Below are 23,399 nucleotides of genomic sequence, written 5' to 3'. Positions count from 1 at the left end.
GATGGGAGTATCCAATGATAGGTGACTCGTTGCTACTGATCAATGCTCGCATTGTTGGCGAAGATAAAATTTTGGATCCCGGCTGGATGCATGTCACTGAAGGGGTAATTGATGAGCTTGGACATGGAGCCCCACCGAATGAATTGTTTTCAGGATTGGCGTATCATCAGGTTGATGCTCGTGGTCAGTGGGTCGTTCCAGGTTTTATTGATATGCATGTGCATGGTGCTAATGGAGCAGATGTTATGGACGGTACATCATCTGCTATTGAAAAAATTGGTCAATTTCACATTCAACATGGTACTACAGGCTGGTTGCCGACTACACTTACCGCTCCTATAGAAGCTTTGGAGAAGTCCATTCAAGCATCGGGTATCGCACAACAAACAGCTTGGAGGTCAGGTTCAGCACAGGTGTTAGGTGTACATTTAGAAGGTCCTTTTCTATCTCCATCCAAAATGGGGGCTCAAAATCCTGTGTTTGTACAGCCCCCCAACATATCTATAATGAAACGGTTACTGGAGACGGTGCCTGGCCTTGTGCGCAAAGTCACTTTGGCTCCCGAACAGCCAGGAGCTTTGCAGTTAATTCAGTTTCTTAGAGAGGAAAAAGTCATTGTTTCTATTGGGCACACAGTCGCTTCGTATGAAGAAACCATAAAAGCTTTCGAAGCTGGAGCAACGCATGCGACGCATGTATTCAATGCAATGAACAGCATTCATCATCGCGAACCCGGTGCTGTCGGTGCCTGCTTACTTTCACAAAATGTTATATGTGAACTCATAGCTGATGGACATCATGTACATCCAGAAGTTTTGAAATTAGTGATGCGATTGAAAGGTAAAGATGGTGTTATTTTGATTACGGATGCTATTGGAGCAACAGGTAAACCGGATGGAGTTTATCAGCTGGGAGGGATGAATATTGTGGTGAAACAGGGCATTTCGACGCTACAAGATAGTCAATCCTTGGCTGGTAGTACACTAACCATGGATGAGGCCATTCGAAATATGATGATTCAAGTTGGAGTAACCCTGTTTGAGGCAATACAAATGGCGAGTCTGATTCCTGCACGTGAACTGGGGTTGGATCATCGAAAAGGAGTTTTGGCGGTTGGGCACGATGCTGATTTTGTACTCTTAGATGAATCGTTACTCGCAAGTGAAACATATATTTTGGGCAGACGTCTATATCGGCGTTCATAAAGTTGGTAGATTGGTTATTTTGGAAAGCTGTATGCTATCAACTTGTATGGAAATCTTTGTTCAGTTAAAATAAGCATAGTCTCGCTGATACTCGGTGTATAAATTTACTTGAAAAGTAGACAAGACCGTTCATCCAGGGTGGAAGGGCTATTATGCTTACCACGGTGGAGAGAACGGTTTTTGATTTTTGTAAGCTTTTCAACTTTCGGTAGAATGGAGGGCTAAAGTAAATTGCAATTAGGAGATTTGATCTTTATACGGGGCACTCAAGGATTGGCGGGGCCGATTCGTAAAATTACTCGTAGTCCTTATACGCATATTGCTGGTTTGGCGCATCCGGAACAAGTTATCGAATCTCAGGCTTTACGGATCACAGGTTATGAGCATGTCCAAACCTATAAAGGTGTGGCAGATGTTTATCGATGTGAAGAATTAACGGATCGGCAAAGGAAAGAAATTGTAGAATTTGCTAGAAGTAAAATTGGTACAAGGTACGATTATCTGCTTTTTTTCTGGTTAGCTGGTAGACATCTTTTAGGTCAAAGCGTTCCACTCATAGCGAGTCAGAAACGTCGTATTTGCACAACGCTCTGGGCAGATGCTTATCGGTCTGTCGGCATCGACTTATGTCCAGGAATTGAATATCCAACTCCGGGGGAATTAGCCAATTCTCAATGGCTTAAAAAAGTGGATAGTTATTAAATAGGTGTACGGAATGCAGGATGTATAGCTTGCAACTTTTAAAATAAAAAGCCGCATTGCTGCGGCTGTTGAATGAAGATTTTCATAAGTTTTACTTACCGATGGCAGCGGTGTTTTTTCTCGCATTTGACAAGAATTTTTTCGCCCGGATGCAGGATAATGACGATAGGGCGATGGCGATGATGTTTTTTCATGACCTTAACACCTCCCTGCAATAGCTGTAGAAGATCTTATGTACAAGAATGCCAAGGTGTATGGACATTCAGGGGGAGGCATCAGCGGGTTTCCTACTTCATCCTGTACTTGCTTCTAGGTGTTATCCATTTGAGAGGAATCAATATCTAAAGATGGGTCGCAAATTTGAACTTTAACCAATTGCAATCATTCGATCAATGGGGAGTCTGGCGCGTTGACGGATTGTTTCAGAAACAGAAACAACATGTTGATTTTCTTTTAAGGATTCTAAGACTTTAGGCAAAGTTATCATTTTCATAAATGGACAGACGGCTGAGCGGTTTGCGGCGATGAAGGTTTTGTTTGGATTTTCCTTTTCCATCTGATGAAGAATTCCAGTTTCAGTTGCGATGATGAATTGGCTGGAGGGAGAATTTTTTGCCCTCTCCAGCATGCCGCCCGTCGATAATAGATGAGTTCGCTCTTTTGGAAGTTGACCTTCTGATAATAAATACATGCTGGAAGTCGAACATCCGCATTCTGGATGGATCAATAATTCTGCATCAGGATAGTCTCTAAACACGTTGTCTACGTCTGCGGGGGAGATTCCTGCATGTACGTGACACTCGCCCATCCATATGTGCATATTTTTACGACCTGTGGCGCGTTGTACATAAGCCCCCAAAAACATATCGGGTAAAAATAAAATCTCTTTCTCTTCAGGTATACTTTCTACAACTTTGATAGCGTTAGAAGAAGTGCAGCAATAATCACTTTCTGCCTTGACTTCTGCAGATGTATTGATATAAGACACAACTGCGGCGCCGGGATATGCTGATTTCCAATTGCGGAGATCGGCGAGTGTGATTGAATCAGCCAGAGAACAGCCTGCGTGAATATCGGGCAACAGGACAGTCTTGTCTGGATTCAGAATAGCGGCTGTTTCAGCCATAAAATGAACGCCACAGAAGACAATCACATCAGCGTATGTTTGAGCGGCTGCTCTTGCGAGTGTTAATGAATCCCCTAGAACATCTGCAATATCTTGAATTTCTGGTAATTCGTAGTTGTGGGCAAGAATGATAGCGTTGCGTTTTTCTTTCCATTCCATAATCTCATATCGTAAAGAATCTTGATCATTTACAGAGGACATCAGGGTGGCTCCTTAGATATCAGTTTTCATATAGCTGAGATCATCTTTTCTCTACTTCAAAACGGTGAACCATTCATCAAGGGATGAAACTTACTACATCAAAGATTTATTCAAATCAAGAAGTGATTATACTGAAGTATATACAGTTGTATTCTTGTTGATCAACTGTTTTATTTGGGTTGAACATAGTAGTATATACACATGTAAATATATAAAAATAAAGATAGGCTATTTTTTCAGAAATGATCGATGAGATTGATTCATTTTCATTCAATCTGGGAGGTATATGGATGTACATCAACGAGACCACAAAAATGTTGATTCGAATGGCGCTTGCGGAGGATATAGGTAGAGGAGATTGTACAACCGAATCTGTGATTGATTCTCATCTCCACGCTCAAGCTTTGATCTTTGTAAAGCAACCTGCACGAATTGCTGGATTACCAATCGTTGAGGCAGTATTTTCTGAACTTCATCCAGAAGTGAATGTCCATCATTTGGTAGAAGATGGGGAAGAACTGAAAAGTGAGAAAAATGCAGCTTGTCGAGTGGAAGGTCCGGCTCGCGCTCTATGCATGGCTGAACGTACAGCGCTTAATTTTTTAGGACGTCTTACAGGAATTGCTACATATACAAGTTTAGCCGTTAAACACTTAGAAGGTACAGGGACCCAATTGCTAGATACTCGCAAAACAACTCCTGGTTGGCGTTTGTTAGAAAAATATGCGGTAAAAATGGGCGGAGGACAAAATCATCGTTATGGTCTGGATGATATGGTTCTTATAAAAGATAACCATATTGCTATCTGTGGAAGTATCACTTCAGCAGTTCAGAAAGTACGCGCTAGGGTCGGGATGTCCTTCAAAATAGAGGTAGAAGTTGATACCTTGGAACAATTGAAAGAAGCGTTAGAGTTAGATGTTGATATGATCCTGCTAGATAATATGGATACCCCTACATTAAGACAAGCAGTACAACTAACGGATGGACGAGTGGAACTAGAGGCTTCTGGGAATATGACTATCCATCGATTGGCGGAGGTTGCTCGTACAGGCGTTTCCTACATATCCATGGGAGCTTTAACCCATTCTGCAAGCAGTGTAGATGTGGGCATGGAAATTGTATTTGTGTAAACGGTGAAACACTTTCATACCGAAGAGAGGCCATCGTGATGGAAACGTTAAAATATGATTTCGTTATTGTAGGAAACGGACTTGCGGGCATCGCAGCTGCATATCTTCTTAGTTCGCATGGCAGTGTACTGCTTCTCTCTAAAGATTTTCCTACGGAAAGCAATTCTTTTGCCGCCCAAGGAGGAATGGCAGCCGCTATTGGAATGGATGATAACGTAAACTTACATGCAAAAGATACATTAGAGACGGGGAATAGATTATCTGATCCAAGAGCTGTCCAATGCTTAGCAGAGACAGCTCCTCGTATCGTTCATTGGCTGCAAGAAATAGGAGTTTCATTTGATCAAAGCTCAACGGGACAGATTTCCTTAGGCTTGGAAGGTGCACATTCAAGACGACGGATATTGCATGCTGGGGGAGATGCAACAGGACGAAAATTGATGGAAGCTTTGATGGTCGCTTTGAAAGAACGACCTAACATTCATCAGCTGGTCAATATGCACGTTCTTACCCTCTTGCAAAATCAGAATGGGCGCGTGATAGGTGCAAGGGCACAGTTTGCAAATCGCACACAGGAAAAAATAGAATTTTATGCTAGACGTGCAGTCATTTTAGCCACAGGTGGAGTAGGGCAGTTATTTCAAAGAACAACCAATCCAAGAGGAGCAACAGGTGATGGACTTGTCCTGGCATATGATGCAGGTGCAAGTTTGCGCAATCTGGAATTTATTCAATTTCACCCAACAACCCTCTATTTTAATGGATTTCCCGCTTTTTTAATTTCCGAAGCTGTACGCGGTGCGGGTGGCATATTAGTAAACGATTTTGGAGAAGCCGTCATGAAAGATTATCCATTAAGAGATTTAGAAGCGCGTGATTTGGTGGCTAGGAAGATTTATCAGCGTATGCAAGAAGGCAGACATGTATATCTGGATTGTCGCCACATCCAAAATTTTCAACAAAAATTCCCCAATATTTTTGCCAGATGTATATCTTATGGAATTCATCCTACCCGAGATCTTCTGCCGGTTTTTCCTGCAGCCCATTTTATGATGGGCGGAATAGCTACTGAGATGAATGGTCAAACAGATGTAGAAGGCCTTTACGCGATAGGCGAAGTCGCTTGTACAGGGGCGCACGGAGCCAATCGATTAGCCAGTAATTCTTTATTGGAATGTTTGGTGATGGCATTTGCTTTAGACGAACATCTCCGCTCTGAGAACAACGAAGAAAGTGAAGTTAACGTTTCCTTAACCCAGTATCAAATAGAAAGAATTCCAGATAGCCAGGAACTGTTAGACCAAGTCCAAAAAGTAATGTGGAAAGCAGTGGGTATTGTTCGTGATCAATGCTCTTTGGATAAGGGTTTGAAAACCATTGTTGAACTTCAGCAAAAACATCCGCAATCTGGTCTTCTTTGTACAGCAAGATGGATTATAGCATCAGCGATTTCTCGGCAGGAAAGCAGGGGAGCACATTTCCGTGAAGATTTTCCTGTCCCCGATTCTCGGTTACATCATGTGGATACTTGGCTGCGTCGAGAAGATTTCCCTTCCATTTATAAAGATGCATGCGATGATTTTAATATCTTACAGAAGAATCGGCGTCTGTCAGTCGTAATGGCAGAAGTTTGACATAACATTAAATATCCCGTCATGGTATCCGCTTCATGCGCGGGTGAAATTTAAGGGAAAGGAACCATGCGCATGTCTTTGCAAATTTTGTTCCGCCAAATGGATATTCAGATGGCACAGGAAAATTGCGGGGTATTTGTGGGACAAATTCATGTTTCTGGACTGGATTCCAGTGGAAAACAGAATATTGTTCATGACTCAATGCTCGGCAGTGTAAATTATTTGTATCAAAATGTTCAAATTGTAAATGACAGAGACATTTTTGTAGATGGTTTCATCCATGACCAGGATATGAAACCGCAATGGAGTAAAACGCAATGAGTCAGCAAAATCAGCTACCGGAAATTATTGTAAAAGTGGGCTCTATTAGTGATAATTCTGGCGTATATATATCCAATCAAAACGTCATTCTGGGTATCAGCAATCATTCTAAAACGAATAGCGGGATAGGTTCTATAGATTCCCACAATGCGCTTTTGGGCAATTTAAGCATCGTTTATGACAATGACGGAATTGATACCCCGATTGACGATCGCGATGTGAAAATTTATCAGTCACAGCCGGATGCTTCTGAGAAGATGACGCAGATTGCATTTGATAGTATCCAAGTGTTGAGTATATCGCAGAATTCGGGAGTATTTGTAGGAGATGTGAAAATAACAGGACTTGATTCTCATGCGAAGCAAAATTTAGCACGCGGTGCCACGAGTGGCAATCAAAATGTTGAAGCGAAAAACGTCAATTATATTGAAGATGCAGATTTTGTGGACGGAGTGATTTTTGATCAGGATTTTAAGGCGCTCATTCGCTAGGAGGTTCCTCTCCATGCCAAACATGATTTGTATTGGTGCAATCAACATCAATTGTCCCCAACAAAATGCAGGGGTATTTATTGGCGAGATTAACTGTGGCGGTTGGGATGCAAATCAAAAGCAAAATCAGGGATTCGGTGCTTTGAACGGTTTATTTAACTTTGTATGTTTTCAGTCGGCCTATCTTTATGACAATTTTGAGTTGATAGATGGTTTGATGAACGATTCGGACTTCAAGCCGCTGATAGGGATGAATATCTAAAGAAAGCGAGGTTGGGTTCATGCCGGTCTTTGTAATGATAGGAAATATTAATTCCAGTACACCACAGCAAAATGCCAACGGCATTTTGGTTGGCGAGTTTAATTTCAGTGGTTGGGATGCCAATATGAAATACAACGCAGCTTATGCGGGTAATTACGGCGTGTTTAATTTTAGTAATGGTTTATACAATATGTTGAATGATGGGTTTGAAGGTATAGATGGTGTGATCAATGATCAAGATTTCAAACCGGATATGGGAGGGAATATGTAAGAATTAGGATTGTTGTTGTGCTCCCCGAAGGCAGATTGCTATCACAAACAACATGTGTCTATGGGGAGCACATTCGATAAGACTCTGACAAAATCCTCAGTTAATCGTGATAAGTGACTTGCAAGAAAACAACGTCATCTTGCGCTGTCAATCTGGTTTCACTTCCTACGGGAATCATCCAGGCAGCAAAATGTTTCACAGCGTGTGCAGGAAGAGTGTCCCACTCCATAAACGCCGTCCCAGAGACCATGATGATGGTTATGGGGGATTGGATTGGCGCGATGGTGTGAACAGTGTTAGCCTTCAATTGAACGCGATCGATATGAAAAAATGGACAGTCGATAAGAACTTCGACATGATTTCTCTCTTGCCGGTAAGGTTTGAGCGCTTGATGAGATAGTTGAGTATTGTAAGATAAAACATCAGCCGCTTTATCCACATGCAATTGGCGCGGTTTTCCACTCGTATCAGTTCGATCCCAATCATAGACACGGTAAGTGACATCGGAGGTTTGTTGAACCTCAAGCAGGACTGTGTCAGCTAGCAATGCATGTAATGTCCCCGCTGGTACATAGACTAAATCTCCCTCACAAATCGATTGATAAATGAGATATTCACGCACTCGTTTAGACTTTACGGCTTGGATATATTCCTCACGATTCTGAAAGCGGTGTCCATAAATCATTTGTTGGGATGTCGGGCTATTCAGGATGTACCAAGCTTCGCTTTTACCATAATCTTTTTCATATTGAAGGGCATAGTTGTCGTCAGGATGAACTTGTACAGACAAATCCTGCCGCGCCTCAATCAACTTGATCAGGATTGGGAAACGAGGTTGCGGAGAGTGCCCTAAATAAGCGTCTGGGTATTTTTCTGTCAGTTCCTGCAATGTTTTTCCTGCTAAAGGACCATTTTCTACTACACTTAGAGCATTTGGATGAGCCGAAAGCAACCAGTATTCACCGATTGGGTGAGACAAATGTTCTACAGAGAAGTGTTTTTTCATGGTGTGTCCACCCCAGAGGCGTTCTACTGGAATGGGACGAAATTGGACTGGATAAGGCTTCATTGGTTACAGTCGTCTCCTTTTGGGTTCCTGGACGTAGAGGCTAACTCTATTCGATCATTTTACAGGAAAATAAGAATGGGCTGTATGAAATTTTCAATATCTGGGTGTTTTGCAAGTGCGTAATCTCATGCTTAGGAATACGATTGAGATGGAGGCGTATCGAGTCTATTGGAATTGAGAGTAGATTGGGCGCAGGGATTATTGCAGGGAGTATGACAAGCAGAAAACATCGCCATACTTGAAGCGTCACAGTCAACTTTCGACATCTTAGCATCGAATCGCGCCAAAGGAAGGACGTGTGAACGTGTACAGCGTAGAATTGCAGACTAGAGCAGCGTTCACGGAATTGTATCATTTTTTGAGTGGCAAGGGTTTGCGTCTTTCTGTGGTAAGCAGAGGTGAACCGTCACAAGATACGTTAAGGCTCTTTTTTACACATCCTGATGAGATCGCTGTATTGCTGTCTACTTTTTTGTGTGAAATATGGAAACCGTTGTACCTACGGCACTTGCTTACCATCAAAGCACCTTGTCTGGAAGCTGATGAACTCGAGTATATTTCACTTTTAGTTCTCCACGAAGTACGTCGAAATGAGATACAAACGCAACACGAAACGCTGAATATACAGGAAGCCATTATGCAGTCCATCCATTATGCGCAAGAAGCATCGGTACCAATTATGTTGGATATGATTGCGCGCTTTCGTTTTCAACAGAATTTACAACTTGTGGAATGGGAAATTGATCATCAACTACAACAATTTTTTTCTGATCGTGAATATGCGGAGTCTGTAGAAATTCTCCGTTTGATTCTTGATGAACAGCCGCAACATTTGGAAACTTTCGATGTTTATATTACAAACCATCATATATGGATATGCAATCAGACAGGTGAGTTGGTACGTGATCGAGAAATGACTCAAGCACTGATGCGAGCGTCAGCTTCGGAAGAGATTCATCCTGAAGATTTCGCTATGAGTCTCCTGATTACGAAATCTCCTCAGTGGATAAAAATTCATAATTTAGCGCACAATCAACAATATCCAACCTTTGCTGAGACACTCAAGCGAGTATTTCGTGAACGTGCCATTTTTTGCGGCGGTTGTTCTACTTGTCAACTCCTTCATCAACAGCAAATTGTGTTTTTTCGCACTCCGGGCGACATGGAGACTTGACACTTGACATTCGTTTGGCATAGGATATCGAAAATAGGATGATCATCAACGGAGCATTGAAGAAAGACGAGCTTTTCATTCTCGGACATTCAGAGATTTCTCGCCGTGGCTGAAAGCGTGAAACCAGCAGAGTGAAAAGACACCACTTTCTGAGCTTCTGGCAGGGAGAGAGGCTGTATAGGCCTAAACTCGAAATGCTGGACGGGGCGTACGTTATACGCACAAAGTGGCAGTTTGAAAAGGGCTGCAATTTTGGGTGGAACCACGGAAACCAAGCGTTTTCGTCCCATGGGGACGGAGCGCTTTTCTTTTTGTCAAAGCTGTCCAATGGGATTGGCTTCAGATGAAAATCAAAATGCAAAAAAAATGGAGGTAACGATGTTGGAACACCAAATTACGCTCAAAGACGGTCAACAAATTGCGGTGGAGAGCGGTACCACCTTGCAACAACTTGCTATGCGTCTCTCTGCCCGGCTTGGCAGAGAGGCAGTAGTGGCTAAAGTGAATGGTCATTGGATGGATTTGCAGCGCACTGTTCATGAAGACGCTGTAGTCGAGTTTTTTACTCTAGCAGACGCAGAAGGTTTGGAAGTTATGCGCCATTCCGCAGCTCATGTAATGGCGCAGGCAGTAGCAAGACTGTTTCCAGGTACCAAGTTTGCCATTGGACCCGTGATTGAAAATGGATTCTATTACGATTTTGCCGATCACGATTTTTCTCCTGAAGAGTTTTCTGCTATAGAAACTGAAATGCAAAACATTATTCGCGAAAATTTACCTATCATTCGGGAAGAAATTAGTCGTTCCGATGCGCTCGAATTTTTTCGAACCCGTGGCGATCGTTTCAAGGTAGAAATTATTGAAGACTTGCCTGCGGATACGACACTGACACTCTATCGACAAGGCGAGTTTGTCGATCTTTGTCGAGGTCCGCATCTTCCATCCACAGGCTATATTAAAGCCTTCAAAATTATGTCCTTGGCGGGAGCTTATTGGCGAGGAGATAGTCAACGAGAGATGTTGACCCGTTTATACGCAGTAGCGTTTGCAAAAAAATCTCAACTGGAAGATCATTTAAAATTTTTGGAAGAAGCGAAGCAACGCGATCACCGTAAACTTGGCAAGGAGCTAGAACTATTTATGTTCTCTGAAGATGCTCCGGGTATGCCGTTTTATTTGCCAAATGGATTGGTTATTCGCAATGAGTTAGAAATATTTGAACGGCGCTTGCAAGTTGAGGCCGGATACCAGGAAGTCCGCACACCAACGCTGATGAATCAGCGGCTCTGGGTCGAATCAGGCCATTGGGATCATTACAAAGAGAACATGTATGTCTCGGAAGCTGACGATGAACTTTATGCGCTCAAACCGATGAACTGTCCTGGACATATGTTGATTTACCGCAATAAACTACGCTCTTATCGAGAATTACCGTTGCGCATAGCAGAGTACGGTCATGTACACAGACATGAATTGCGCGGAACACTCGGTGGTATGATGCGTGTGCGGGCGTTTACGCAAGATGACGCTCACATCTTTTGCCAACCGAATCAGATTGGCAGAGAGATTGAGAATGTGCTTGAATTAGTCTCTAAAATCTACGGCGTGTTTGAATTCCCTTATCATATCGAGCTATCCACTCGTCCAGAAAATTCTATGGGTTCGGATGAACTGTGGACAGAAGCTGAGTCAGCTTTGCAGGCAGCTCTTGATGGAGCGGGTGTTGAGTATCGCATCAATCCGGGGGACGGGGCATTTTACGGACCTAAAATCGATTTTCACATTCGTGATGCGATTGGACGTACATGGCAGTGTGCAACAGTCCAATTGGATTTCCAATTACCAGTGCGTTTTGATTTGGAATACGTCGGTGAGGATGGAAAAATGCATCGTCCGGTGGTTATCCATCGCGCAATCTTTGGGTCTATCGATCGTTTTTTGGGAATTTTGACGGAACATTTTTCGGGAGCTTTCCCGGCTTGGCTTGCTCCTGTACAAGTACGTGTCGCTAGTGTCGCTGAAGAATTTTCAGACTATGCTCAAGAAACGGCGGAGTTTCTCTCTCAACGTGGTTTTCGAGCAGAAGCGGATGTTCGGCCAGAGAAGATTGGCTATAAAATTCGTGAAGCTCAAGTGCGCAAAATTCCATACACACTGGTTGTGGGTGAAAAAGAACGGGATAATGGCAGTGTATCGGTAAGAAGGTATGGAAAAGGAGATATGGGTCCCCTACAATTGTCCGAGTTTGCTGAAATGCTCGCTCAAGAGATTGCAGAGAAAAAATTGTTGGTATGATGTTTTTTTTGTGAATTGCTGCTATAATGGTATTGTGTGTTTACACGTAATTCTAAAGAAGAAGCGCTCGCTTCTCACCTGGCTGGTACGGCTGGCGGGTTGAAGAATTGTTGATTTGCGATTATTGGGTGCAAATAAACAAGAGCGCGGATGATTGCCGCGCTTTTTTTATGGCGGGCTTGAATTCATCCGGAGGTGACAGCAGATTAGCAAAGAAGAGTATCAAGTCAATGATGGGATACGCGCCAGAGAAGTGCGGGTAATTGACGAAAACAACAATCAGTTGGGGATTATGCAGTTGCGTGATGCTCGCCGTTTGGCTGAAGAACGCAGCTTAGATCTCGTCAATGTGGCGCCTACGGCGAAGCCGCCCGTTTGCCGCATCATGGACTATGGCAAGTTCAAGTATGAACAGAGCAAGAAGGAAAAAGAAGCTCGTAAAAATCAAAAAGTTATTCTGCTCAAGGAAATTCGCATGACCCCGAATATTGAGGAGCATGACTTTCAGGTTAAGCTAAAAAATGTAATGAAGTTTTTGGCGGATGGGGATAAAGTGAAAATTTCTGTTCGCTTTCGTGGAAGAGAAATTACACACGCTTCTCTTGGTCAGCAGTTGTTGATGAAATTTGCTGAAGCCGTCAAAGATTCAGCAACGGTTGAACGCGTTCCTCGCCTTGAGGGACGGAGCATGATTATGATTCTGGCGCCCAAATCGTCCACTTAAAATGAAGAGGCTCTCGGCAAGTTGTATAGAGTGGTACGACTTGATGTAAGAAGTAAGCGGAACAGTAAAATCTATACCATGTTTTTTGATGAATAGATGAAATCCGCCGCCCGGCGGTGTACTGCAGGTTGCGGCGGGTTTACATGGTTTGGGAGGAAACGAATATGCCAAAAATGAAGACTCATAGTGGTCTCTCCAAGCGAGTAAAGCGTACTGGCAATGGCAAACTGAAGCGAGCCCACGCTTTTGCGTATCATAAAGCCGAAGTGAAGTCGGCAAAACGCAAGCGGACTTTGCGGGGGACGACACTTGTCTCTCCATCAGATGTCAAGCGTATTAAACATTTGGTCAGCTATCTTTAATTAGTTTTGGAATGAATTTAGATTGGACAACCCCATACGCACTCGATAGCGGAGTGAGGTTTGCAGATTCGCTGTGAGGCATCTGAGGAGGAAGTTGGAAAATGGCAAGAGTAAAGTCTGGTAAAGTCACTCGTCGTCGTCATAAAGCGATTTTGAAACTTGCGCGTGGTTATCGCGGTTCTAAACATCGTCTGTATCGTACGGCTAAACAGCAGGTTATGAAATCTCTCGTATACGCGTACCGTGATCGTCGAGTCCGTAAACGTGATTTTCGTCGCCTTTGGATTCAACGTATTAATGCGGCTGCGCGTCAGAGCGGTTTATCTTACAGTAAGATGATGCATGGATTGAAATTGGCAGGTATAGAAGTGAATCGCAAGATGCTAGCTGATTTGGCTGTGACAGACGGTGCGGCCTTTGCTGAATTGGTCAAGGTTGCGCGCGCTAAGATAGAGGCGTAATCAACCGTCGGTCAACACACATTGCAACACTAAGGTCAACCCGGCTTTTGAGCGTTCGGTGAATTTGATCCGAACCGTCTCTTTGTGGCCGGGTTTTCTTTCTTCATTTTGGTGGGGAGATGAATCAATGACCGTACAGTATATCGAGTCGCCGCAAAATCCAAAAATTCGCTCTTTAGCTCGCTTAAAGAAAAAAAACGAGCGTTGGCAAAAGCGTCGCTTTTTGGTAGAAGGTGAGCAACTCGTTCGAGATTTATTGGAAAGTGAACTATGCATCGAGACACTGGTATTGCTCTCCACTCGGCAGAGAGATTTTTCCGCACTCGAGTCACTGTCTGGCTATAAGAAAATTGAACATGTATGGGAAGTATCTGAACAAGCTTATGCTCTCGTCAGTGATACAGAATCTTCACAGGGTATTTTGGCTGTTGCTGTCTGGCCGGAAGAAAAAACTCGCCCTCAATATCCTGAACATGTTCTACTCTTAGATGGGCTACAAGACCCTGGGAATGTCGGTACACTGATTCGCAGTGCGGAAGCGTTTGGCGTTCAAGAAGTATGCTGTGGAATAGGGACTGTTGATTTTCTTTCTCCAAAAGTGGTACGCGCTGCAATGGGTGGATTGTTTCGGCTATCGGTTGTGGGAGAAGCATTGTCGGTTTATATTGAAGAATGGAAGCGTTGCTATCCTGGAGGTCACGTGATTGCTGCTCAAGCTGATGCTGAAAGAATGTGCCATGATGTTTCTTTAACTGCTCCAACTCTCTTGGTCATTGGCAGTGAAGCGCATGGAATTTCGGCTAGCCTTTTGCATTTGATTGATGAAACGTTGTCTATTCCCATGCAGAAAACAGTAGAGAGTCTCAATGCTGCAATGGCTGGCAGTGTTCTTCTGTATGAAATGTATCGTCAACGTCTAACTCAAATCCTTTAGTGGGTTCCCACAGCAAGTAAGGATTTGATAATGGAGGAAACTAATGTGATATTGAGAGAATCCGCTTATATCTGGATTGCTCCGCTGGTGGCTATGGTCACTGCCCAGGTACTGAAGCCTATTCTCATCATGATTCAAGCTCGCCGTTTTGATTGGCAGCGTATGCGGCAGTCTGGCGGTATGCCGAGTTCACACACAGCTTTGGTGGTTGCTTTGGTTGTTGAATTATGGCTACGTTATGGCGGTCAAAATCCAGTTTTGGGATTAGGTTTGTTTATTGCCATCATTGTCATGTACGACGCAGCTGGGGTGCGCTGGCAAACTGGTCGCCAAGCCGCTGTGTTAAATCGATTGCTGCACGATTTAAAAGGGCAACACGCTTTGCTCCATTCTCAAAAAAATGTGAACCAGGGAAGTGGGCAAGGTCGAGTGGATTCTACAAACTGGAAAACCAACAAAATACCAGCTATGCGGATTGCAAAATTGCCTTGGTGGCTGACAGATTGGCCCGTACTGAATGAACATGTTGGCCATAGGCCAATTGAAGTACTCGGCGGCGGTGTGGTGGGGCTTGTAGTAGCCTTACTATTGCACTAATATTTTCAAATGAGTCGTGGTATTGCAGCAGTCTGGCGTCTGTAAACTGTCCTATTCGCATATCTCTATGCTATACGTATCGTCATAGAGAAGGGCTTAGCCTTTTTAAAGGCTGCTAAGACCTGCGAAAGCGAGGTTTTGCCAGTGCAGTTTCACCAGTGGGCTGCTTACGCACCCTACCGCAGTCCGTACGATCCTTGTCCCGGCAGGGGATTTGTTCGTTTTGTCATTCCACCCAACCAGTGGATAACCGTACAACCTACGCAATTGAAACAGTATTCTCCTCAACAGGCACTTCGCCACGGAGTACTGTGGCCCGACTTGTTCAGCCCCTATCCTTACCATGATGGCAAAGGGGGGCGATGAGTATGTCAGTTTCCTCCCAATACTATCACTATTTGCAGGAGTTGCAGGCTGTCGATTTTGTACTGGTTGATTTGACCCTCTATTTGGATACGCATCCGAATGATTCAGCAGCACTGGCTCAATTTCAGCAATTTCAAAAGCGTAAAGCCAATTTAATGAGTCAGTTTGAAGCCAAATTTGGTCCTCTTCAACAGTATGGCAACAGCCCAACAGGTGAGAGCTGGGCGTGGTCGAATACGCCTTGGCCCTGGCAAATTTGAAGAGAATATCGTGAAATGTTGAATGGCAGGAGCGCTAGCTGCTGCCTATTTTTATATTGTCTTTCTTGAAGAAAATGTAAACTTTTTCTATGAGGCGCAAAATCCACTTTTCAACCGTAGGATGCCTTGCGGGCATCTTGCTTGAAGAGGGGGAAGCGTGTCATGATGAGACATAACCCATCCTATTTGGAGCGAAAAAAAAGCAAGCGGAGAAGTGAAGGGTATTTTAACTGGGATACAATAGGTCAAACTCAGGTATGGGTAGGAGCCATTCCTGTAATGAATTAATTTCGGGTTTGAAACAAAAAGAGCGCCTCCTGTATGCTGGGTTCCGAATGCAGGACATTCATTCCCTAATTGAGGAGGACGCTCAACGTGAAGTATAAGATGCAACAGAAGCAAAATCAACGAATCCAACAAATTACCGACGCTACCATCATTGTGGGAGCGGACATTGCGAAGCAAACGCATGTAGCGAGAGCCATTGATTTTCGTGGAATTGAGCTCGGTAGAGAGTGCGTTTTTAGCAATGACGATGAGGGTCTGACGAAACTCGTAACGTGGATGACGGAGTTGCAACGGCTGCACGGCAAGACGGATGTCGTCTTTGGCGTTGAGCCGACCGGACACTACTGGTTCCCGTTAGGTGCCTTCATTCAAGACTTGAACGTTCGATTCGTGCTCGTGAATCCGCATCACGTCAACAAGAGCAAAGAGTTGGAGGATAACTCGCCGACGAAGAACGACTACAAGGATGCTAAGGTCATTGCGAATCTCGTGAAGGACGGCAAGTACACCGAGCCCAAACTCCCAACAGGTGTCTATGCGGATTTACGAATCCTCATGAACCTGAGGGAAAAGGTTATGGTGAATCTAGGTCAGGTGCAGCGGCGGATACAGAACTGGCTCGACCGGTTCTTTCCGGAATACACCCAGGTGTTCAAGGATTGGGAAGGCAAGGCATCTCTCATTACACTGCGTGAGTCTCCGTTTCCACAGGACCTCGTCTTACTAGGCGCCAGTGAGATTGTGAACCAGTGGAAAAGTGGCGGTGTGAAACGGGCTGTCGGTATAAAGCGAGCAAAACGGCTCGTAACAGCCGCTGAAAAGTCCATTGGTCTGAAAGAGGGACTCAAGGCTGCTCGGTTGGAACTGACGGCTCTACTGGAGCAATACGACATGTTCACTCGGCAACGTGACGAAATCATGGCTCAGGTGGAGCAACTGCTCAACCAGATTCCAGGCACTGACGAGATGCTGAGTGTACCAGGGATGGGTGTAACGACACTTGCTGGCTTCCTGGCTGAAGTCGGTGACCTTCAGGGATATGACCATGGGCAGCAGATCATTCGGCTTGCTGGACTCAATTTGAAAGAAAACAGCTCTGGCAAGAGAAAAGGGAAAACTGGCATCTCTAAACGTGGACGCTCACGGCTGAGGGCACTTCTATTCCGAGCGATATTACCGATGGTAGCTACGAATCCAGAGTTCAAGGCTTTGCACCATTACTATACGACACGAACATGCAATCCCTTGAAGAAGAAACAGTCGCTCATTGCGCTGTGTGGAAAGCTCATTCGTGTCCTGCACACATTGGGGACAAAGCAAGTACCGTACAACTCTGAAGATTTACTGGGACCGCTTCGGAAGTCCCAACTACAGATGGCTGCTTAACTGATTCAAACTCGTACTTCAACTTACTCGCTTGTGAGACACGATGAAAGACCAAGACAAACGAAAGCACGGATAAGCCGTAGTAACTATTCCATAAGGGCAACGACCCAGCAAAGGAGCAAGAAACGGCATCCACCCCTTGAGAGGTAGAACGAAGGAATGTGAGGGCATAGACCCAGTGTGACATGGGAGGGTAAACCGCAAGGGAACGTGTGGACATCCAAAGGTGCGAACATCATTATGTTCCATGTATTGGTAAATTAACGCCAATCTCTGTTCCTGCCACGGAGTATCCGTTTGAAAATTGGCACATCTAGCATTCTGGCAATCCCTCTCAAATTGTCAAGGTGCGTAATCGTGAGAATGAGAGAGTAAATAGAAGAAAACATTAATTTATAGTGGGAGTTTCCCATTCCCTGAAAGATATTTTTCCTTATCAACTAATGGTCAGGGAGTCAGTAGGAGCGTTCCGTCCTTCTTCATCTGTACACCCATGCTGAACTAAAGAGCATCGGTCAGGACAGGATCTGTTCATCTCCGTTATTGGGATGGTGAGCAGGTCCTATTTGCCGTGTCCCATTTTTCTTAGGATGCGTAAGGTAGCATAGATGAGGAGTCATTTGGCAAAGGATGTGTTGCTTTGGAAAAATTAGTGGATATTGTTGTGGTGAGCTACAATACGCGTTCGCTCCTTTTAGAATGTTTACAGTTGATTTATAAACACACTTCTCTACCATTTCAAATTTATGTGGTGGATAACGGCAGTCAGGATGGGTCAGTACAGGCTTTGAAGAAGAACAGTTTTCCTCATCTGCAAGTATTAAGAAATACTCGAAATCTCGGCTATGCACGTGCATGCAATCAAGGTATTTTGCAGGGGAACAGTCCTTATATCGTTCTATGCAATAGCGACGTGATGGTGCAGGAAGGATGGCTTGAACCCTTAATGGCATGTATACAATCTGATCCTAACATAGCCGTTGTGGGGCCTAAAATGATAGATGGACAAGGAAGAATTACAGCGGCTGGAGTATTTGGCACTGTTTTTGATCACCAACCACGAGGTTATTTAGAACCCAATGGACTCCATCTCTACAATGAACAAGAAGATTGTCTCAGTGTCTGTGGCGCACTGTACATGATACGCAGAGATTTGTTGTCCGAACTGGGCTTGTTTGACGAGAACTACTTTTTTTACTTTGAAGAAACTGACTATTCGATAAATGCTCGCTGGCATGGATATAGGGTGGTTTATTGTCCGCAAAGTGTGATTCGTCATGATGTTGGCGGGAGTAGTCGAAATCACCGTCAACTGCGGCAATGGTTTGAAAACAGTCGAAACTATTTTGAAAAGAAATGGAAGATAAATTGGGCAGAACACCCAGGAGAGGAAGTGGGAATATGGCAGGCAGGAAGTCATCAGGAAACAAATTGACCGCCATGATGCAAGTTAAAAATGAAGCTCATCGCTATCTGCGTATGGTTCTTAATGATTTATCGGAATATGTAGATGAAATCGTAATTTTGGATGATGGGTCTACCGATGAAACGGTAGAGATATGCAGGTCCTATTCCAAAGTGGTTTCACTCGCTACTTCCAATGAATCCATGTTTGGAGTCAATGAACGAAACTTGAAAATGAAGCTTTTTTATCGCACTCTGGCCACGAAACCTGACTGGATTCTAGCTATTGATGCAGATGAAATGTTTGAAGAGAGATTTAAACAAGAGGTTCGTTCTATGATCAATCAAGCACGATGGGATTGGTACGCATTCCGCTTCTATCATTTTTGGCATTCTATGACGCACTACAGAGTGGATAAATTATGGGCTCCCGTACAATATGGTCCGAGGCTGTTTCGCTATCTTCCCGGATCAAAATATACATGGAATCCGCAAGCTTTACACGGTGGCAGTATTCCTCAGAATGTGATAGCCGATTTTCCAGGCAAAAAATCAGACCTTCGCATTCGTCATTTTGGTTATGCTGGAACTCTCGAAGAAACGAGACGCAAATACGAGTTTTACATTCAGCGCGACCCCGATTCAGAATTTTGTCCACGTGAACACTATGAATCTATCCTAGATGAGAACCCTGTCTTGGAAGCATGGGTAGAGTGAATTGATCAGGCGGATGAGGAATTCGGAGAGTCTATTTTGGAATATATCCAACGATTGTCCCATTCATTGATTCAATCATTGGAATAATGTAAAAGAAAAAAATTTACTTTCAAGGAGAGTTGAACATGGTCAAATTGGAAGTGCAATCGTTGCAACATTTTCCGCGCTTTCGAAGAAGAGTAAAGATGAAGATTAAGCATCTTGAACATGTTGTCCACAGAATTCAAAGAGAACTGGCAGAAGAAAGAATTCGATTGCGGCACTTAGAAGGCGAAGTTCATGAATTGACAGGGCGTATACCAGGACGCATGTTCATTGAAGGACAAATTGTAGCTTTAGAACAACAAATTCGTTTTATTAGGCAAGCATTGGAAAGTGGCTTAGCAGCTAACCCAGCCTTGCGCAGTTTTTTTGAACAACACAAAGGCTCGACGGTCACTGTTGTTACACCTTCCGGCAGTTTGACGGGTACAGTTCAAATTGCAGGTATCAATGCAGTGCAATTAGTGGAACAGAATAGTGATGTCGTGATAGTTCCGTATAGCAAAATCAGCGCTGTTTATGCATAAGGAGTGAAGACAATGACATTTCAAGAGATGGTAAGGAAATTTATTGGCAACCAAATCGAAGTCGCAGTTAACCCGTCGTATTATGAAGGAACGTTGAAAGAAGTAACAGAAACGGTCATTGTTATTGAAGAATCTACAGTGTATGGCCAGGCAACTGAGGTAATATTGAACGATGCACAAATTGATTATGTGCGTGTGTTGGTGTAAAATTTCCAATCTTCAGGAACAAAAGGTTGAATTTGGCGATTTGGGTACTGGCTAAAATATGCACTGAAAAGCGATGAATAAAGATTTTTTGCTTGTTGGCTGTTACTTTTTCGATGCAGGACGCGATGATAGAGCACGTCATTGCAACGAGCAATTTGATATTGTTGGAGGAGAACGGTTGTCAGAAAAGCATCTTCAAAAAAGCGGCCTTCAGCATAAGCTAGCCACTCTGACCAACCTCTTGCTTGTTCCACTGCTGAGCGGCGATAACATCGAGGAATAGGAACTGAAGCGCGTGTAGGCAATATGAAAATAGGGTAAGCTGCCATGGCTCGACGATAGACCATGCCTCTGGCCTTGTCGAAAGACCATAATGTATAAGATGATGTGAGTAAGGCCACGTCTTCCGGAAGATGGGAAAAGTATTGAAATACTTTGGCGACCGCTTCAGGGGCAAGCCAATCGTCATCGTCAAGTTCTATCCAGATATTTGCACGCGCTATATTTCTAGCCTGTTCGAGCGCCCAAGACTTCCCACGGTTTTTTTCTAAGTGACAAGCAGTTATTCTAGAGTCTTGAAATGATTGTAAGACTTGTTTGGTTTCATCGGTCGATCCGTCATCAATTACTAAACACTCCCAATCCGGAAAAGTTTGATTGATGACGGATTGCAAAGCTGTTCTCAAAGAAGATGAGTGGTTATACGTACAGAGTAAGATGCTGATTTTAGGAGCGATTTTTGAAACAGTCAATGATAGTCCTCCTCTCTATAGTTTAAAATGACATATAGAGCATTTTCCGGACGGTTTTAGTCTATGCCTGATTAGCTTGCACTGGTGAAAATGTAATGGTTTCGACAATGGACAAGCGTTAGAGGCATATGCTTGACGAATCGCAGACATTCTCATAGCATTACGGGAGAATTGAATGTGTAAGATTTGCTGGTACTCCGTTGTGAGCCAGTGATTTATGATTTGGCGTAAAGGAGTACGGTCAAAATGGGATTTTTTTTGGTGCTTGGTGGTGCCAGAAGTGGTAAAAGCGCATATGCAGAACGTTTAGCTGCAGGTTTAGCCCATCGCCATTCACTCAATGTGACTTATGTGGCAACCGCACAAGCCAGTGATAAAGAAATGCTGACACGTATTGATCGCCATCGCCAAGAGCGTCCGGATACTTGGGAAACTGTAGAAGTGCCTCTTTTATTAGAACAATGGCTGAAAACGTGTGAAACGTCGAATGTGTTGCTCATTGATTGTTTGTCTTTATTGTTGAATAATTGGATGTTTCTGGATGGTTGTGACGAGGATGAGATACGTCGACGCAGTGAAAATTTGCTTCTTGCTATGAAGGAACGGAAGCAACCGGTAGTTATCGTCTCTAGTGAAGTGGGACAAGGTATTGTCCCAATGGATTCTTTCACAAGACAGTATCGAGACAGTCTTGGTTGGATAAACCAAAGGATGGCCAGAGACGCTGAAAAAGCAATCTGGGTTGTGGCTGGAATCCCAATTGACTTAAAAAGTATAGAGGTTACTCTCCCATGAATTTATTTTTCATAACCTTTTTAGCGTTAGTTTTGGACAGGATTATTGGAGATCCGCATTGGATTCCGCATCCCGTTATTATTTTAGGCAAATATATTGCCTGGTTTGAGAAAAGATGGAATACCCCCGGTCATTCTCGACAGATGCAACGGATAAAAGGAATACTATTGACCTTATCAACTCTTTTGATAGCTTCTGTTCCATTCGCTTGCCTACTTTTTCTTCTCTACCACTACATATTCTGGTTAGCTGTAGCCATCAATGTTTTCGTCATTGCTACGACTATCGCCTGGAAAGGTTTGGAGGATGCTGGATGGGGCGTTCTGCACCGATTGCAAAAGGAAGGACTAGATTCCGCGCGTAATGAGGTTGCCAAAATTGTCGGTAGGGATACTGAAAATCTGTCAGAAGTCGAAGTATTGCGAGCAACTGTCGAAACGCTTGCGGAAAATATTGTAGATGCCATTGTATCGCCCGTTTTTTACGCTTGTATAGGTGGAGCTCCGCTGGCGATGCTTTATCGTGCAACTAATACGCTGGATTCTATGGTCGGTTATAAAAATGAACGATATCAAGAATTTGGCTGGGCCTCAGCCCGGTTTGACGATTTTCTCAATTTTATCCCGGCGCGGTTTACGGCTGTGCTTTTGTGGATAGCTATTGGATTAACAGGAAACAATGCGCGTCAAGCATGGAAAATAATGTTTCGCGATGCCCGTAAACATCCCAGTCCAAACAGTGGAATCGCTGAGTCTATGGTAGCGGGTGGTTTAGACGTACAGTTAGGGGGCGTGAATTATTATGGGGGTGTTCCATCCCATCGCGCTCTGCTTGGGAATCCCACTCGTTCTTTGGAATCCAAAGATATTGTACGTGTGATTCGCATCATTCAAGTTACATGCCTTATCTTGCTGATGTTGACTGCACTTGGAGGAGTTCTGATATGGCGATTGTGAGATGGCTCCTTCTGGCTTTTCAATTTACAACCATTGTACCTACGCCTGAAATTCACAACGTTTCTGAGCAAGATATTCGCAAAAGTGTGGTTTGGTTTCCAATCATCGGAGGGTTATTGGGGGTTGTCCTCTGGCTTTCAGAGTGGTTTTTCTCCAGATATTTGTCCTCAATGGCAGCGAGTGCGATATCGCTTACAATCTATACATGGCTCACCGGAGCTCTCCATTTAGATGGTTTGATGGATACAGCTGATGCACTAGGTAGCAGACGCGCTCGTGAAATTGCGCTTGAGATTATGAAAGACAGCCGTATTGGTGCCATGGGGGCAGTGGCGGCACTCTTATTGTTGATAGGCAAGTTTTCTGCTTTATCTAGTTTATCTCCTCCCTATTTGGGTTATTTTGTGGTTGTCCCCATGTTCTCCAGATTGAGTATGGTATGGTCCATGGGTTTTTTTCCTTCAGCTCGTCAGGAAGGATTAGGATGGTTTTTTTCTCGGAAACTTCCTTTTTGGGTGACCTTGGCAGCCACATGTATGACATTGTTGTTATCTGTTTTGCTCTTGCCTATCCAGGAAGTCTTTTGGTTATGGCTTGTTTCCGTGTTCGTCGTTTTACTTTTTAATGGATGGATGTTCAAAAAATTTGCTGGCAACACAGGCGATACCTATGGGGCTTTAAATGAAATTGTTGAATGGGTTGGGTGGATGTTACTCGTATTTTTCAATCGATAGGAG

Annotated in this window: 30 protein-coding genes; 27 read left to right on the top strand and 3 right to left on the bottom strand. The window is 43.8% G+C overall.

What is annotated here, in order from left to right:
- The first annotated feature begins 14 nt into the window (after positions 1 to 14).
- Positions 15 to 1,205 carry an N-acetylglucosamine-6-phosphate deacetylase gene (gene nagA / locus ACOJUR_RS12860; protein ID WP_420950228.1) on the top strand — a complete coding sequence of 397 codons (1,191 nt, stop codon included), beginning with the start codon at positions 15 to 17 and terminating at the stop codon, positions 1,203 to 1,205.
- Positions 1,206 to 1,478: 273 nt separating this feature from the next.
- Positions 1,479 to 1,907 carry a C40 family peptidase gene (locus ACOJUR_RS12855; RefSeq protein WP_420950227.1) on the top strand — a complete coding sequence of 143 codons (429 nt, stop codon included), beginning with the start codon at positions 1,479 to 1,481 and terminating at the stop codon, positions 1,905 to 1,907.
- Positions 1,908 to 2,274: 367 nt separating this feature from the next.
- Here ACOJUR_RS12855 and nadA read toward each other — a convergent pair whose 3' ends face one another.
- Positions 2,275 to 3,234: a quinolinate synthase NadA gene (nadA, locus tag ACOJUR_RS12850; protein WP_420950226.1), complete on the bottom strand. Its 960-nt coding sequence runs from the start codon at positions 3,232 to 3,234 to the stop codon at positions 2,275 to 2,277.
- 290 nt (positions 3,235 to 3,524) lie between these two features.
- Between nadA and nadC the strand changes: the two genes are divergently transcribed.
- The 6 genes from nadC (at position 3,525) to ACOJUR_RS12820 (ending at position 7,346) form a co-directional block, all read left to right on the top strand.
- Entirely contained in the window at positions 3,525 to 4,367 is an 843-nt protein-coding gene (gene nadC / locus ACOJUR_RS12845) for a carboxylating nicotinate-nucleotide diphosphorylase (RefSeq protein ID WP_420950225.1), read from the top strand.
- 38 nt (positions 4,368 to 4,405) lie between these two features.
- Positions 4,406 to 6,001: an L-aspartate oxidase gene (gene nadB / locus ACOJUR_RS12840; protein ID WP_420950224.1), complete on the top strand. Its 1,596-nt coding sequence runs from the start codon at positions 4,406 to 4,408 to the stop codon at positions 5,999 to 6,001.
- Positions 6,002 to 6,073: 72 nt separating this feature from the next.
- Positions 6,074 to 6,322 carry a hypothetical protein gene (locus ACOJUR_RS12835; protein WP_420950223.1) on the top strand — a complete coding sequence of 83 codons (249 nt, stop codon included), beginning with the start codon at positions 6,074 to 6,076 and terminating at the stop codon, positions 6,320 to 6,322.
- A complete protein-coding gene (locus ACOJUR_RS12830) occupies positions 6,319 to 6,813 on the top strand; it encodes a hypothetical protein (RefSeq protein WP_072874279.1) in 495 nt (164 codons plus the stop codon). The genes ACOJUR_RS12835 and ACOJUR_RS12830 overlap by 4 nt, the downstream gene beginning before the upstream one ends.
- Before the next feature lie 13 nt (positions 6,814 to 6,826).
- A complete protein-coding gene (locus ACOJUR_RS12825) occupies positions 6,827 to 7,075 on the top strand; it encodes a hypothetical protein (RefSeq protein WP_072874278.1) in 249 nt (82 codons plus the stop codon).
- A 19-nt stretch (positions 7,076 to 7,094) separates the two neighbouring features.
- The gene (locus ACOJUR_RS12820; RefSeq protein WP_072874277.1) at positions 7,095 to 7,346 is read left to right on the top strand and encodes a hypothetical protein; all 252 of its coding nucleotides are present in this window, start codon (positions 7,095 to 7,097) and stop codon (positions 7,344 to 7,346) included.
- A gap of 100 nt (positions 7,347 to 7,446) precedes the next feature.
- Here the strand turns inward: ACOJUR_RS12820 and ACOJUR_RS12815 are convergent, their stop codons facing one another.
- Positions 7,447 to 8,415 (bottom strand): type I phosphomannose isomerase catalytic subunit, encoded by a 969-nt coding sequence (locus ACOJUR_RS12815; RefSeq protein WP_420950222.1) that lies wholly within the window; start codon positions 8,413 to 8,415, stop codon positions 7,447 to 7,449.
- A gap of 304 nt (positions 8,416 to 8,719) precedes the next feature.
- Between ACOJUR_RS12815 and ytxC the strand changes: the two genes are divergently transcribed.
- The 16 genes from ytxC (at position 8,720) to ACOJUR_RS12735 (ending at position 20,159) form a co-directional block, all read left to right on the top strand.
- A complete protein-coding gene (gene ytxC, locus ACOJUR_RS12810) occupies positions 8,720 to 9,589 on the top strand; it encodes a sporulation protein YtxC (RefSeq protein WP_072874275.1) in 870 nt (289 codons plus the stop codon).
- A gap of 327 nt (positions 9,590 to 9,916) precedes the next feature.
- Complete coding sequence (gene thrS, locus ACOJUR_RS12805) at positions 9,917 to 11,884, top strand: threonine--tRNA ligase (RefSeq protein WP_420950221.1); 1,968 nt, start codon at positions 9,917 to 9,919, stop codon at positions 11,882 to 11,884.
- Between the two features lie 205 nt (positions 11,885 to 12,089).
- Complete coding sequence (infC, locus tag ACOJUR_RS12800) at positions 12,090 to 12,608, top strand: translation initiation factor IF-3 (RefSeq protein ID WP_072872737.1); 519 nt, start codon at positions 12,090 to 12,092, stop codon at positions 12,606 to 12,608.
- Between the two features lie 164 nt (positions 12,609 to 12,772).
- Positions 12,773 to 12,970, top strand: coding sequence for a 50S ribosomal protein L35 (gene rpmI / locus ACOJUR_RS12795; RefSeq protein WP_072872736.1), 198 nt, complete (start codon positions 12,773 to 12,775; stop codon positions 12,968 to 12,970).
- A gap of 101 nt (positions 12,971 to 13,071) precedes the next feature.
- Entirely contained in the window at positions 13,072 to 13,431 is a 360-nt protein-coding gene (gene rplT / locus ACOJUR_RS12790) for a 50S ribosomal protein L20 (RefSeq protein ID WP_072872735.1), read from the top strand.
- 127 nt (positions 13,432 to 13,558) lie between these two features.
- Positions 13,559 to 14,365, top strand: a complete 807-nt coding sequence (locus tag ACOJUR_RS12785) for a TrmH family RNA methyltransferase (protein WP_203115277.1) — start codon at positions 13,559 to 13,561, stop codon at positions 14,363 to 14,365.
- A gap of 45 nt (positions 14,366 to 14,410) precedes the next feature.
- Complete coding sequence (locus ACOJUR_RS12780) at positions 14,411 to 14,962, top strand: divergent PAP2 family protein (RefSeq protein ID WP_238413657.1); 552 nt, start codon at positions 14,411 to 14,413, stop codon at positions 14,960 to 14,962.
- 144 nt (positions 14,963 to 15,106) lie between these two features.
- On the top strand, positions 15,107 to 15,328 hold the full coding sequence (locus tag ACOJUR_RS12775) for a spore coat associated protein CotJA (RefSeq protein ID WP_072872733.1): 222 nt from the start codon (positions 15,107 to 15,109) through the stop codon (positions 15,326 to 15,328).
- Entirely contained in the window at positions 15,325 to 15,588 is a 264-nt protein-coding gene (locus ACOJUR_RS12770) for a spore coat protein CotJB (RefSeq protein ID WP_203115278.1), read from the top strand. Before ACOJUR_RS12775 ends, ACOJUR_RS12770 begins: the two co-directional genes overlap by 4 nt.
- Positions 15,589 to 15,610: 22 nt before the next feature.
- On the top strand, positions 15,611 to 15,733 hold the full coding sequence (locus ACOJUR_RS12765; protein ID WP_420950220.1) for a hypothetical protein: 123 nt from the start codon (positions 15,611 to 15,613) through the stop codon (positions 15,731 to 15,733).
- A 17-nt stretch (positions 15,734 to 15,750) separates the two neighbouring features.
- Positions 15,751 to 15,876 carry a hypothetical protein gene (locus ACOJUR_RS12760; RefSeq protein ID WP_420950219.1) on the top strand — a complete coding sequence of 42 codons (126 nt, stop codon included), beginning with the start codon at positions 15,751 to 15,753 and terminating at the stop codon, positions 15,874 to 15,876.
- A gap of 99 nt (positions 15,877 to 15,975) precedes the next feature.
- Entirely contained in the window at positions 15,976 to 17,262 is a 1,287-nt protein-coding gene (locus tag ACOJUR_RS12755; protein ID WP_420950494.1) for an IS110 family RNA-guided transposase, read from the top strand.
- A gap of 640 nt (positions 17,263 to 17,902) precedes the next feature.
- Entirely contained in the window at positions 17,903 to 18,697 is a 795-nt protein-coding gene (locus ACOJUR_RS12750; protein WP_420950218.1) for a glycosyltransferase family 2 protein, read from the top strand.
- Positions 18,664 to 19,383 (top strand): glycosyltransferase family 2 protein, encoded by a 720-nt coding sequence (locus ACOJUR_RS12745; RefSeq protein ID WP_072872728.1) that lies wholly within the window; start codon positions 18,664 to 18,666, stop codon positions 19,381 to 19,383. Before ACOJUR_RS12750 ends, ACOJUR_RS12745 begins: the two co-directional genes overlap by 34 nt.
- Positions 19,384 to 19,508: 125 nt before the next feature.
- A complete protein-coding gene (locus ACOJUR_RS12740; protein ID WP_420950217.1) occupies positions 19,509 to 19,952 on the top strand; it encodes a hypothetical protein in 444 nt (147 codons plus the stop codon).
- A gap of 12 nt (positions 19,953 to 19,964) precedes the next feature.
- A complete protein-coding gene (locus ACOJUR_RS12735; protein WP_420950216.1) occupies positions 19,965 to 20,159 on the top strand; it encodes a hypothetical protein in 195 nt (64 codons plus the stop codon).
- Here the strand turns inward: ACOJUR_RS12735 and ACOJUR_RS12730 are convergent.
- On the bottom strand, positions 20,138 to 20,911 hold the full coding sequence (locus ACOJUR_RS12730) for a glycosyltransferase family 2 protein (protein WP_420950215.1): 774 nt from the start codon (positions 20,909 to 20,911) through the stop codon (positions 20,138 to 20,140). The two genes, ACOJUR_RS12735 and ACOJUR_RS12730, sit on opposite strands and share 22 nt — an antisense overlap.
- Before the next feature lie 246 nt (positions 20,912 to 21,157).
- On the opposite strand from ACOJUR_RS12730, the gene cobU reads away from it, so the two are divergent.
- Genes cobU through cobS form a run of 3 tightly spaced genes read left to right on the top strand, consistent with a single transcriptional unit; the run spans position 21,158 to position 23,396 of the window.
- Complete coding sequence (gene cobU, locus ACOJUR_RS12725; RefSeq protein ID WP_072872724.1) at positions 21,158 to 21,706, top strand: bifunctional adenosylcobinamide kinase/adenosylcobinamide-phosphate guanylyltransferase; 549 nt, start codon at positions 21,158 to 21,160, stop codon at positions 21,704 to 21,706.
- Positions 21,703 to 22,662 (top strand): adenosylcobinamide-phosphate synthase CbiB, encoded by a 960-nt coding sequence (gene cbiB / locus ACOJUR_RS12720; protein ID WP_306952663.1) that lies wholly within the window; start codon positions 21,703 to 21,705, stop codon positions 22,660 to 22,662. Before cobU ends, cbiB begins: the two co-directional genes overlap by 4 nt.
- Complete coding sequence (gene cobS / locus ACOJUR_RS12715; RefSeq protein WP_420950214.1) at positions 22,650 to 23,396, top strand: adenosylcobinamide-GDP ribazoletransferase; 747 nt, start codon at positions 22,650 to 22,652, stop codon at positions 23,394 to 23,396. The genes cbiB and cobS overlap by 13 nt, the downstream gene beginning before the upstream one ends.
- Positions 23,397 to 23,399: the final 3 nt, after the last annotated feature.

Origin of the sequence: Alicyclobacillus tolerans (assembly GCF_048984885.1) — a bacterium.
Lineage (GTDB): Bacteria > Bacillota > Bacilli > Alicyclobacillales > Alicyclobacillaceae > Alicyclobacillus_I > Alicyclobacillus_I tolerans.
The sequence above is the reverse complement of the archived record's forward strand: the minus strand, read 5'-3'. Positions and strand labels throughout refer to the sequence as shown.

Coding starts and splice junctions, on each gene's coding strand:
- nagA (WP_420950228.1), top strand. CDS start 15: ATGATAGGTGACTCGTTGCTACTGATCAATGCTCGCATTGTTGGCGAA.
- nadA (WP_420950226.1), bottom strand. CDS start 3,234: ATGTCCTCTGTAAATGATCAAGATTCTTTACGATATGAGATTATGGAA.
- nadC (WP_420950225.1), top strand. CDS start 3,525: ATGTACATCAACGAGACCACAAAAATGTTGATTCGAATGGCGCTTGCG.
- nadB (WP_420950224.1), top strand. CDS start 4,406: ATGGAAACGTTAAAATATGATTTCGTTATTGTAGGAAACGGACTTGCG.
- ACOJUR_RS12835 (WP_420950223.1), top strand. CDS start 6,074: ATGTCTTTGCAAATTTTGTTCCGCCAAATGGATATTCAGATGGCACAG.
- ACOJUR_RS12830 (WP_072874279.1), top strand. CDS start 6,319: ATGAGTCAGCAAAATCAGCTACCGGAAATTATTGTAAAAGTGGGCTCT.
- ACOJUR_RS12825 (WP_072874278.1), top strand. CDS start 6,827: ATGCCAAACATGATTTGTATTGGTGCAATCAACATCAATTGTCCCCAA.
- ACOJUR_RS12820 (WP_072874277.1), top strand. CDS start 7,095: ATGCCGGTCTTTGTAATGATAGGAAATATTAATTCCAGTACACCACAG.
- ACOJUR_RS12815 (WP_420950222.1), bottom strand. CDS start 8,415: ATGAAGCCTTATCCAGTCCAATTTCGTCCCATTCCAGTAGAACGCCTC.
- thrS (WP_420950221.1), top strand. CDS start 9,917: ATGGGATTGGCTTCAGATGAAAATCAAAATGCAAAAAAAATGGAGGTA.
- rpmI (WP_072872736.1), top strand. CDS start 12,773: ATGCCAAAAATGAAGACTCATAGTGGTCTCTCCAAGCGAGTAAAGCGT.
- rplT (WP_072872735.1), top strand. CDS start 13,072: ATGGCAAGAGTAAAGTCTGGTAAAGTCACTCGTCGTCGTCATAAAGCG.
- ACOJUR_RS12785 (WP_203115277.1), top strand. CDS start 13,559: ATGACCGTACAGTATATCGAGTCGCCGCAAAATCCAAAAATTCGCTCT.
- ACOJUR_RS12770 (WP_203115278.1), top strand. CDS start 15,325: ATGAGTATGTCAGTTTCCTCCCAATACTATCACTATTTGCAGGAGTTG.
- ACOJUR_RS12765 (WP_420950220.1), top strand. CDS start 15,611: ATGGCAGGAGCGCTAGCTGCTGCCTATTTTTATATTGTCTTTCTTGAA.
- ACOJUR_RS12760 (WP_420950219.1), top strand. CDS start 15,751: ATGATGAGACATAACCCATCCTATTTGGAGCGAAAAAAAAGCAAGCGG.
- ACOJUR_RS12755 (WP_420950494.1), top strand. CDS start 15,976: ATGCAACAGAAGCAAAATCAACGAATCCAACAAATTACCGACGCTACC.
- ACOJUR_RS12745 (WP_072872728.1), top strand. CDS start 18,664: ATGGCAGGCAGGAAGTCATCAGGAAACAAATTGACCGCCATGATGCAA.
- ACOJUR_RS12740 (WP_420950217.1), top strand. CDS start 19,509: ATGGTCAAATTGGAAGTGCAATCGTTGCAACATTTTCCGCGCTTTCGA.
- ACOJUR_RS12735 (WP_420950216.1), top strand. CDS start 19,965: ATGACATTTCAAGAGATGGTAAGGAAATTTATTGGCAACCAAATCGAA.
- cobU (WP_072872724.1), top strand. CDS start 21,158: ATGGGATTTTTTTTGGTGCTTGGTGGTGCCAGAAGTGGTAAAAGCGCA.
- cbiB (WP_306952663.1), top strand. CDS start 21,703: ATGAATTTATTTTTCATAACCTTTTTAGCGTTAGTTTTGGACAGGATT.
- cobS (WP_420950214.1), top strand. CDS start 22,650: ATGGCGATTGTGAGATGGCTCCTTCTGGCTTTTCAATTTACAACCATT.